This window comes from Thermodesulfobacteriota bacterium, assembly GCA_040756475.1.
GTDB lineage: Bacteria > Desulfobacterota > Deferrisomatia > Deferrisomatales > JACRMM01 > JBFLZB01.
Genome location: JBFLZB010000207.1, coordinates 1 through 7770, shown reverse-complemented (window position 1 = coordinate 7770; position 7770 = coordinate 1). Strand labels below are relative to the sequence as shown.

Annotated in this window: 9 protein-coding genes; all 9 read right to left on the bottom strand. The window is 70.9% G+C overall.

Annotated features, from left to right (window positions below):
- Positions 1-649 (bottom strand): lipid-A-disaccharide synthase (locus tag AB1578_20275; protein MEW6490231.1); only part of this gene is annotated, 649 nt, incomplete at its 3' end.
- Position 650: 1 nt separating this feature from the next.
- Positions 651-1451, bottom strand: a complete 801-nt coding sequence (lpxI, locus tag AB1578_20270) for a UDP-2,3-diacylglucosamine diphosphatase LpxI (protein MEW6490230.1) — start codon at positions 1449-1451, stop codon at positions 651-653.
- A gap of 1 nt (position 1452) precedes the next feature.
- Positions 1453-2226, bottom strand: a complete 774-nt coding sequence (gene lpxA / locus AB1578_20265) for an acyl-ACP--UDP-N-acetylglucosamine O-acyltransferase (protein MEW6490229.1) — start codon at positions 2224-2226, stop codon at positions 1453-1455.
- A 118-nt stretch (positions 2227-2344) separates the two neighbouring features.
- The gene (gene fabZ, locus AB1578_20260) at positions 2345-2794 is read right to left on the bottom strand and encodes a 3-hydroxyacyl-ACP dehydratase FabZ (protein MEW6490228.1); all 450 of its coding nucleotides are present in this window, start codon (positions 2792-2794) and stop codon (positions 2345-2347) included.
- Positions 2791-3870 carry a UDP-3-O-(3-hydroxymyristoyl)glucosamine N-acyltransferase gene (gene lpxD / locus AB1578_20255; protein MEW6490227.1) on the bottom strand — a complete coding sequence of 360 codons (1080 nt, stop codon included), beginning with the start codon at positions 3868-3870 and terminating at the stop codon, positions 2791-2793. Before lpxD ends, fabZ begins: the two co-directional genes overlap by 4 nt.
- 5 nt (positions 3871-3875) lie before the next feature.
- Positions 3876-4418: an OmpH family outer membrane protein gene (locus AB1578_20250; protein ID MEW6490226.1), complete on the bottom strand. Its 543-nt coding sequence runs from the start codon at positions 4416-4418 to the stop codon at positions 3876-3878.
- 117 nt (positions 4419-4535) lie between these two features.
- Positions 4536-6806 carry an outer membrane protein assembly factor BamA gene (bamA, locus tag AB1578_20245; protein MEW6490225.1) on the bottom strand — a complete coding sequence of 757 codons (2271 nt, stop codon included), beginning with the start codon at positions 6804-6806 and terminating at the stop codon, positions 4536-4538.
- The gene (locus AB1578_20240; GenBank protein MEW6490224.1) at positions 6803-7495 is read right to left on the bottom strand and encodes an ABC transporter ATP-binding protein; all 693 of its coding nucleotides are present in this window, start codon (positions 7493-7495) and stop codon (positions 6803-6805) included. Before AB1578_20240 ends, bamA begins: the two co-directional genes overlap by 4 nt.
- A partial coding sequence (locus tag AB1578_20235) for a cyclic nucleotide-binding domain-containing protein (protein ID MEW6490223.1) occupies positions 7495-7770 on the bottom strand: 276 nt, incomplete at its 5' end. The genes AB1578_20240 and AB1578_20235, both read right to left, overlap by 1 nt.

Below are 7770 nucleotides of genomic sequence, written 5' to 3'. Positions count from 1 at the left end.
AGCGAAGAGTCCCCTCCCCCGCCGGCCGGCCGGCAGCCCGGAGCCGCGCCGGCGCGAGCAAGAGCGGCCAGATCCGCGACACCTCCCCCCTCCGGCTCCCGGGGAGGAGCCCCACGGTGCCCTCTTCGGGGGCGAATCGCCGGGGGCCCAGGTGGTCCAGGACCGGAGAGCCCACGTATCGGGCCCTCACGCCCCGCCGCTGGAGCTCCGGTTCTTCGAAGGGCAGGATCACCAGCGCCTCGTCCGCCGCCCGCGCAAGGCGCTTGGCCCGCCAGCCGCCCCAGGCCCAGACCTTGGGGGGAACGTAGTAGACCACCGGGATGCCGGCCTTCCGGGCCGCCAGCGCCAGCCGCAGGTTCAGGCCCCCGAAGTCCACCGGAACGAAGAGGTCGGGAGGATCTCGCCGGAAGCGCCCGAGCACCGCACGCCGGGCGCGCAGGAGGGCGGGCAGGCGGCCTGCGGCCTCCCACAGCCCCATGGCCGAGAGCTCTTCGCTGGGAAAGGCGATCTCGGCCCCGGCCCCCCGAAGGGCCGCGCCCCCCACCGCCCAGACCCGAAGGCCCGGCTGGAGACGGGCCAGGGAGCGCACCAGGTTTGCCCCGTGGATGTCTCCCGAGGCCTCGCCGGCCACCAGGGCGAGGGTCGGCATCTCAGAAGGCCAGGATCGCCATTCCGTTGCGGCCGGCCAGGGCGACGGCTTCGTCGCGCTGGAAGAAGAAGGTGCGGCCGCCCTCGATGGCCAGGGTCCGAATGCCGGCGTCGACGCAGGTCAGGATCGTGTCGACCCCGACGGCGGGCACGTCGAAGCGCAGGTCCTGGGACGGCTTGGCCACCTTGACCACCACCGCCCCTGCCCCCCCCAGGCTCCCCCCCCGGCGGATGGCCGGGTCGGTGCCCTCGATGGCTTCCACGGCCAGCACCGCGCCCCGCTTCACCACCACGGTCTGGCCGATGTCGAGGCGGCCGAGCTCCCGGGCCACCGAGGCACCGAACTCCACGTCGGCACGCTCCTCCTCCGTCGGCTCCCGCGCCGTGAAGACCTGGGGGCCGGGCAGATAGGCCTCCATGTGGACGGTCTGGGGCAGGAGCTCCACCCCCTCGGCAGCCAGCACCTCGGCCACCTTGAGCATGATGGTGTCGTCTTTTCGGTCCTTGAGGCCCCAGAGCAGGGTGAGTGCCTTGATGTCGGGGCGGAAGTCCTTGAAGATCCGCGTCTTGTGCACCTTGCCCGCGAAGACGGCGCGCTCGATCTTCTCCTTCTTGAGGAGCTTGAGGAGCTTGCCCACCTTGCCGACGCCCTGCCAGTAGGTGCGGTCCGCCTCGGCCTCGATGGCCGGGTCGGCCTCTTCCTCGAAGGCCACCGCCACGGTCTCCACGCCCCGGCGGCGCAGCTCCCGGACCATGAGCACCGGGAACTCCCCCGCCCCTGCAATTACCGCAAGCCGATCCATGTCAGCGCGTCACTCCCCGCTCCGAGCCGGCGATGAAGTCCACGAAGCGGCGCACGGGGGGCAGGGCGTAGTCCTTCCCCTCCCGAACCTTCTCCAGACAGCGGGCCAGGGTCTCCTTGGATTGGAACACCGCCCGGTACGTGCGCCGCAGGGCCGCCTGGACCTCCTGGTCGAAGCCCCGGCGCTTGAGGCCCTCGAGGTTCAAGCCGAAGAGCTTGGCCCGGTTGCCCGAGGCGGTGCAGAAGGGCGGGATGTCCATCACCACGGCCGAGCAGCCCCCCACGTACGCCTGCTCGCCGATGCGGACGAACTGGTGCACCGCCGTGAGCCCCCCGATGCCCGCAAAGTCCTCCACGGTCACGTGGCCCGCCAGGGTGGCCGCGTTGGCCAGGATCACCCGGTTGCCCAGCAGGCAGTCGTGGGCCACGTGGCTGTAAGCCATGAGGAGGCAATCGGAACCCACCCGGGTCACCCCCCCGCCCCCGGCCGTGCCCAGGTTCACGGTGGTGAACTCCCGGATCACCGTGCGCTCCCCGACCTCGAGCAGCGTGGGCTCGCCCCGGTACTTGAGGTCCTGGGGGATGGTTCCCACCGAGGCGAAGGGAAAGATCCGGCACCCTGCCCCCACGGTGGTGTGGCCGTCCACCACGGCGTGGGAGCCCACCGTGACGCCCTTCCCCAGGCGCGCGTGGGGGCCGATGACCGCAAAGGGCCCCACCTCCACCCCTTCGTCCAGCTCTGCGCCGCCATGGATGACTGCTCTCGGGTCGATCATTGGAATTGGTCCGTGGTCCGTGGTCCGTTGTCAGTTGGGGTCGCGCGTTGCGGGTTGCGGAGCCTTGGCATCCGCCGTCCGTGAAAGTCCGTGCACGTCCGTGTCCGTCCGTGCACCTCTATGCCTCCCGATCCACGATGGCGGCGGAGAGCTCGGCTTCGGCGAAGACCTCGCCGTCGACCTTGCCCTCGGCGCCGAAGGACCAGAAGCCCTGGCGCTGTTTGAGCACGTTCACGTGGAGGTGCAGTTGGTCGCCGGGGGTCACGGGCTTGCGGAACTTCGCCCGGTCGATGGAGCGAAAGAGCATGAGTTTGCCCTCGATGCACTCCCCGGTGGTGCGCAGCGCCAAAATGCCCCCGGCCTGGGCCAGGGCCTCCACGATGAGCACCCCCGGCATCACCGGCCGGCCTGGAAAATGGCCCGGGAAGAACGGCTCGTTGACCGTGACGTTCTTGATCGCGTGGATGGACCGGCCCTTGTCCAGACCGAGCACCCGGTCCACCAGCAGGAAGGGGTACCGGTGGGGCAGGCAGGCCAGGATGGACTGGATGTCCGACACCTCGATCATGGGGCCTCCTCGGGAGGGGGGGTCTCTCCGGGCACCTGGGCGCGGGCGAGGACGGCCTCCAGGTCGCGCACCCGCTGCTCGAGCTTCTGGACCGTCCGTCTCAGCTCGGGCAGCCGGCGCACCACCGCCTGCGCCTTGAGCCACTCGGGGTGGGCAAAGGCGGGGCTCCCCGAGACCACCGCCCCGGCCGGAAGGTCGGCGGGAACCCCCGACTGGGCTCCCACGATGGCGCCGTCGCCGATGGCCACGTGCCCGACCACCCCTACCTGGCCCGCCAGCACCACCCGGTTGCCCACCCGGGTGGAGCCGCTCACCCCCACCTGGGCGACGAGAAGGCAGTCCTCTCCCACCCGGACGTTGTGTCCGAGCTGGACCAGGTTGTCGATCTTCGTGCCCCGGCCCACCCGGGTCTCCCCCAGGGCGGCCCGGTCGATGGTGGTCCCGGCTCCCACTTCCACGTCGTCCTCCAGGACCACGATCCCCACTTGGGGGATCTTCACCTGGCGGGCGCCGTCGCGGGCGAAGCCGAAGCCGTCGGAGCCGACCACCGCGCCGGGCTGCAGGATCACCCGGTCTCCCAGCACGCACTCCTCCTGCACCACCGCGTTGGGGTGGAGCAGGCATCCCCGGCCGATCCGTGCCCCCGGCCCCACGTAGACCCCGGGGTGAAGGACGGTTTCCTCCCCGACCCGGGCGCCCGCGCCCACGAAGGCTCCCGGCAGGACCGCCGCGCCCGGGGCCACCTCGGCCGTCGGGTCGACGTGCGCCCCCGGCGCCACGCCCGGCGCCGGCCGCACCTGGGGGTGCAGGAAGGCCACTGCCCGGGCAAACGCCAGGTAGGGGTTGGGGCTCACCAGACAGTTGCGACCCTCCAACCGGTCCTGGGGCGAGACGATGACCGCCCCGGCCCGGGTGGCGGCCAGAAGGGGGCGATACTTGGGGTTGGCCAGAAAGGAGAGCTGCTCGGGCCCGGCCTCGTCCAGGGTGGCGACCCCGCGCACCACGGCGCGGGGGTCGCCATGGAGCTCGGCGCCGAGGAGCCGTGCCAACTCCGCCAGGGTGCAGGTTTCCGCCACGGCCCCTACTCCGCTCCCCCGGCCTTGTCGTACCGGCGGACCACCTCGTCGGTGATGTCGGCCTGGGCGGGGGTGTAGAGCACCCCCCCCTCCCCCCTCTCGACGATGAGGGCGTAGCCCCCGGTCTCTCCCAGCTCCCGAATCACGCCCTGGAGGTCCCGCAGGATCCGCCGGGTGAGCTCCTGGTCCCGGCGCTGGAGCACCTGCTGGCTCTGCTGGAACTTCTCCTTGAAGGCGTCCACCCGTTCGCGGTAGGCGCGCTCCTTCTCCCCGCGGGCCGTCTCCGAGAGGATCATTCCCTGCTTCTCCAGCTCCTCCCGCAGGCCCTTGAGGACGTCCTCCTCGCGCTCCAGCTCGGCCTTCATCCGCTCCGCCTCGGCGGTGAACTCGGCCTTGTAGCGCTTGCCCATCTTCGAGTCATTGAGGCAGCGCTGCAGGTCCACCACCCCCACCTTGTCCTGGGCAGCCGCTCCCCCGACTCCCACCGCCACGAGGAGCGCCGCCAAAATTGCAATCCCGATGCCGTTACGGTCCCATCTTCCCAACATGGACTGTCTCCTCATTCGCTTCGCGCCCCCGTATTGTCAGGGCGGTATTCTACGATCCTCCGCCCACCTTCTCCAACGGACAACGGACCGCGGGCAACATGCCACACGCCACGCGCCTCAGAAGAATCCCCCAATGCTGAACTCCCACTGGGAGGCCCCTTCACCGGCCTTCCGATCCAGTACGTAGCCCCACTCCAGGCGAAGCGGCCCCATGGGGCTGAACCAGCGCACCCCGGCGCCCGCGGTCCGGCGCATCGGCGTCTCCAGGTACGTCTCCCCCTCCTCCCACGCGTTGCCCATATCGAAGAAGACCACGCCGCGCAGCTTGGCCTCCTCGATGAGGGGGAAGAGGTACTCCACGTTGAAGAGCAGCTCCTTGTCGCCGCCGACCACGTCGCCGCTCTCGGCGTCCACGGGCCCGATGCTCCGGGACTTGAGGCCCCGCAGGGAGTTGATGCCCCCCAGGGTGTAGCGCTCGTATATGGGGATGCTGCGTCCCTGGAGGGAGTGGATGTACCCGGCGCGGCCGTGGAGGGTGAGCACGTGCCGGAGCCACAGGGGCAGGTACCGGGAGGCGTCGAGGCCGTACTTGAGGAAGAACGCGTCCCCTTGCAGGGGGCCTCCGGCCCACTCCACGCTCCCCTCGGCGTTCACGCCCCGGCGGGGCTCCCAGGGGTTGTCCCGGCTGTCGTAGTTGAGGAGCGTGGTGACGGACGAGGTGACGGTGGTGCCCTCCTGGTCCCGGAGCAGGAGGGAGGCGTCGGGGCTGACGTCCATCACCTGTGCCTCCTCCAGGCGGTAGATGCCCCGGATGCGCCACTCCTCGGTGAGCGCGGTGCCGAGCTTGAGGGCGCCGCCGAGGGAATCCTTGGTGTAGTCGTTGTACTCCCCGCGCGACTTGTAGAGGTCGATTCCGGCGTAGACGTCGGAGTCGAAGACCCGGGGGTTGTTGAAGGTGAGGCTGTAGGTCTCGCGCGTGGTGCCAAAGTTGGCCTGGAACGCGAGCTGGTAGCCCAGGCCCAGGAAGTTTCGCTGGCTCACGCTGGCCATGCCCACGATCCGGTCCACCGAGGAGTAGCCCGCGCCGACGGTGAAGGCGCCGGTGGCCTTTTCTTCCACTTCCACGTCCACGTCGAGCAGGCTCGTGCCGGGACGCCGGTGGGTGGTGAGGTTCACCTTCTCGAAGAACCCCAGGTTCTCGATCCGGCGTCGGCTGCGCTGGATGGCGGTGCCGTTGTACAGGTCGCCCTCGGCCAGGCGCACGTCCCGGCGCACGACCCGGTCCCGGGTCTTGGTGTTGCCCCGTACCTCGATGCGCCCCAGGTACACCAGGTCGCCCTTGTGGATCCGGAAGTCGATGTCCACGGTGCGGGCCGCAGAGTCCACCCGGGTCCCCGGGTCCACCTCGACGAAGGCGTAGCCGATGTCGGCATACAGATCGGTGAGTCCCTGGTGGGCCTTGCGAAAATCGTCGCTGCGAAAGACCTCCCCCTGGGTCAAGCCCGCCGTGGCCCGGAGGAGCTCCTCCGGGAAGTCCAGATCCCCCGAGAAAGCCACCTTGCCCACCGTGTGGACCTCTCCCTCGGAAACCGGGATGTCCACCTTGAGCCAACGCCGGTCGGCGGCAAGGCTCACCAGGGGGTCCTTCACGTCCACGTCCACGAAGCCGCGGTTCAGGTAGTAGGACCGCACCACCTCCCGGTCCCGCTCCAGGTCCGCCTCCTTGAAGGTGCCCGAGCTGGTGAGCCACGACCACCACCCGGCCGGGCTCGTGGACAGGGTCCTGCGGATGGCCTTCTCCTCCCCCTGGCGCACGCCCAGGAGGTTGACATCCTTGACCCGCACCTTGGCTCCCTCGGACACCCGGTACACCACGTCCGCGTGGTTTCGCCCGTCGTCCACCGGGACGACCTCGGCGCGCACCTGGGCCAGGTAGTACCCCTTGTCCCGGTACAGGTCCCGGATGGCCCGGGCGCCCTCTTCCACCCGCGCGTCGTCGAGGATCTCGCGGCGCTTGAGGGACACCGCCTTCTGCACGTCCTCCTTGTCCACGTTGTCGGCGCCCTCGGTGCGCCACTCCCGAAGGGCGCGCCGCTCGAGGACGACGAAGGTGAGCACGCCGTTGTCGCCGAACTCGACCACGATGTCCTCGAAGCTCCCCAGGGCGTAGATGGCCGCCAGGTCCGCCCGGACCCGGGCCGGGTCGTAGGGTTCCCCCGCCCGGCTGGAGATCTTCTGGAGGATGAGCCCCTCCTCCACCCGCAGATTGCCCCGCACCGCCACCCCGGAGAGGACCCGCTCTCCGGGCTCGGAAGCGGCGGCGGACGGTGCTGCACCGGCCGCCCCCGCGAGGAGCAGCCACAGGGCCAGACACAGACGGTACCTCACCGGGCCATCCTCTCTTCCTGCGTCACCCGGCCATCGGCCAGGGTGACGATCCGGTCCATGGACTGGGCCAGCTCCCGGTTGTGGGTCACCACCACCAGGGCCGTGCCCGCGCGGCGGTTCCAGTCGAGCATGAGGCGGTGCATAGCCTCTCCCGTGCCGTGATCCAGGTTGCCCGTGGGCTCGTCGGCCAGCACCAGGGGCGGGTCGAGCGCCAGGGCCCGGGCCAGGGCTACCCGCTGTTGCTCCCCTCCCGAGAGCTCCCCGGGCCGGTGGGTGAGCCGCGCCCCCAGGCCCACCGCCTCCAGGATCTCCCGCGCCCGGGCCTCGGCCTCCTCCCGGGGCCGTCCCGCGATCCGCGCGGGCATGGCGGCGTTCTCCAGGGCGGTGAACTCGGCCAGGAGGTGGTGGAACTGGAACACGAACCCCACGTGCCGGTTGCGAAAGCGCGCCAGATCGGGGTCGGGGCGCCGGAACACGTCCTCGCCGCAAAAGAGCACCTGCCCCGCGCTGGGCCGGTCCAGGCCTCCCAGGATGTGGAGCAGGGTGGACTTTCCGGCCCCCGAGGGCCCCACCACGGCCAGGCACTCCCCCCGCGCCACCGTGAGCTCGATGCCCTTGAGCACCTCGAGCCGGGCGCCTCCCTGCACGAACACCTTGCGCACGTCGCGCGCCTCCAGAAGAGCATCCATCAGGCGCGCCTCCCCAGGAGCTGGGAGATGGTGGCCGCGGCCCGCTCGTCACGCAGCGCCTCCAGCGCCCGGCGCAGCTCCGGGTGGGCCGCGAGCACGGGCTCCAGGTCCTCCGCGGCGACCCGGAGCACCTCCCCCTCCTCCAGGGCGGTCACGGTGGCGGTGCGGGGGGCCCGGCTCACCAGGGCCACCTCCCCGAAGAGGGTGCCGGGCCCGAGCTCGGCCAGGCGCACGGGCTCCGACCCGCCGGGCGGCCTGGCCGTGACGGCAAAGGA

Coding starts and splice junctions, on each gene's coding strand:
- AB1578_20240 (MEW6490224.1), bottom strand. CDS start 7,495: ATGGATGCTCTTCTGGAGGCGCGCGACGTGCGCAAGGTGTTCGTGCAG.
- lpxA (MEW6490229.1), bottom strand. CDS start 2,226: ATGATCGACCCGAGAGCAGTCATCCATGGCGGCGCAGAGCTGGACGAA.
- lpxI (MEW6490230.1), bottom strand. CDS start 1,451: ATGGATCGGCTTGCGGTAATTGCAGGGGCGGGGGAGTTCCCGGTGCTC.
- fabZ (MEW6490228.1), bottom strand. CDS start 2,794: ATGATCGAGGTGTCGGACATCCAGTCCATCCTGGCCTGCCTGCCCCAC.
- AB1578_20250 (MEW6490226.1), bottom strand. CDS start 4,418: ATGTTGGGAAGATGGGACCGTAACGGCATCGGGATTGCAATTTTGGCG.